This is a genomic window from Actinomadura harenae (genome assembly GCF_003696215.1).
Taxonomy (GTDB): Bacteria; Actinomycetota; Actinomycetes; order Streptosporangiales; family Streptosporangiaceae; genus Spirillospora; species Spirillospora harenae.
The window spans coordinates 1-1,553 of the sequence record NZ_RFFG01000261.1 but is presented as its reverse complement, the minus strand read 5'-3'; the positions used below and the strand labels follow the sequence as shown (position 1 = coordinate 1,553).

2 protein-coding genes are annotated in these 1,553 nt (G+C 72.4%); one reads left to right on the top strand and one right to left on the bottom strand.

Translation table 11 applies throughout. The features are described 5' to 3' along the window. Window positions 1-627, top strand: a 627-nt coding sequence (locus tag EBO15_RS43360) for a sigma factor-like helix-turn-helix DNA-binding protein (RefSeq protein WP_199745196.1), incomplete at its 5' end; no start/stop codon positions are given. Window positions 628-682: 55 nt separating this feature from the next. On the opposite strand, the gene EBO15_RS43355 is transcribed toward EBO15_RS43360, so the two are convergent. Then, window positions 683-1,339 (bottom strand): hypothetical protein, encoded by a 657-nt coding sequence (locus EBO15_RS43355; RefSeq protein WP_122200207.1) that lies wholly within the window; start codon window positions 1,337-1,339, stop codon window positions 683-685. Between the last annotated feature and the right edge of the window lie 214 nt (window positions 1,340-1,553).

Sequence of the window (1,553 nt, the reverse complement as noted above, 5' to 3'; positions counted from 1 at the left end):
CTCGGCCTCGGCGACCCGGCGGCGGTCGTGGCGGGCCGGACGGGGGTGCGGCTGGCGTTCGTCGCCGCGCTCCAGCTCCTGCCCGCCCGGCAGCGCGCCGTCCTGACCCTGCGGGACGTCCTGGCGTTCCGCACCGCCGAGGTCGCCGTGATGCTCGGGACCACGCCCGCCGCCGTCGACAGCGCCCTGCGCCGGGCCCGCGCGCGCCTCGCCGAGGCCGGACCGGTCGCGGACGAGCTCACCGAACCGGACGAACCGGTCGTGCGGGCCCTGCTTGACGACTACGTCCGCGCGTTCACCGCCGCCGACCCCGACGCCCTGGTGGGCCTGCTGCGCGCCGACGCCGAGATGGAGATGCCGCCGGTCCCGACCTGGTTCACCGGCCGCGACGCCGTCGTCGGGTTCCTCGCCACCCGCGTCCTGCACGCGGAGGACTGGCGGATGACCCCGACCCGCGCGAACGACCAGCCCGCGCTCGTCGTCCACCGGCGCACCCCGGACGGCGTCGACCACCCCTACGGCGTCCAGGTCCTGACGCTGGCCGGAGACCGCATCGCCCGCATCACCGCGTTCCGGGACCCGGCCCTCGTCCCGGCGTTCGCCTCGGACATCCGATCGCCGACCTGACCCGTCGCCGGACGCGCCGCCCTTCAGCGGCCCGTACGGGCCGCCGCCCGTTCGGCTAGCCGATGCGGTCGAGCGCCTCGGCCAGCATCGCGGGGTCGGCGACGGGGTTGAGGCGTTCGAGCAGGTCAGAGGTCAGCCGGCGGTGGCCGAGCACGGCCTTGATGTCGGAGAGTTCGACCACGCCCCTCCCCGCGTGGCGGGTGGCGTAGTCGAGGAGCGTCTCGGGTGTGGCCGAGGCCAGAGTGCCGAACAGCCAGGACGCGCCGTCCGGGTCGTCCCCTGGAGGGAACTCGATGTCGCCCGTCCGCCAGGCCGGATCGTCGTGACCTCGCCAGATACAGACCGTGGCCGCCAGGAACGGGCCGTCGGGGCCCTGGTGGCCGAACTCCGGGGACGCCAGGAGTTCGGAGAACACGCCTGGAACATCGTCGACCAGCCCCGGCCAGGTCGCGTAGTCGTCGCTGCCGTACGGGCTCATCTCCGACTCATGGTCGAAGCCGAGGAGCAGCGCGCCGTCCGGGGTGAACACGATCGAGTACGCGTCCCCGCCGCCGTCCGACATCGTCGCGAGCTCGTGTCCCGGACGCCATGCTCGATCGAAGGTGTGGGGCCAGCCTCCGCCCAGGACGGCGTCCAGCGTGGCGAAGGCCCTGCTCAACGCCCGCACCTCCGCGATCGAAGGCAGGGCCCGGGCGATGTCGACTGAGCTCATCCCGCCATCCAAGCGGGCCCCACCGACGTTTCGGGGGCCAAGGCGCTCCGCGGTGATCCTCGGTGGCGTCCAGCAGCGCGGGGGAGTGGATGCTCCTATGGATGTCAAGCGGCGAGTTCAAGATCGTTTGATGTGATGAGTTGGTAGAGCTCGCGGGCGATGTAGCGTTTGAGGCAGCGGATGATCTCCTTTTTGGTCATGCCTTGTTGGGTGC

Coding starts and splice junctions, on each gene's coding strand:
- EBO15_RS43355 (WP_122200207.1), bottom strand. CDS start 1,339: ATGAGCTCAGTCGACATCGCCCGGGCCCTGCCTTCGATCGCGGAGGTG.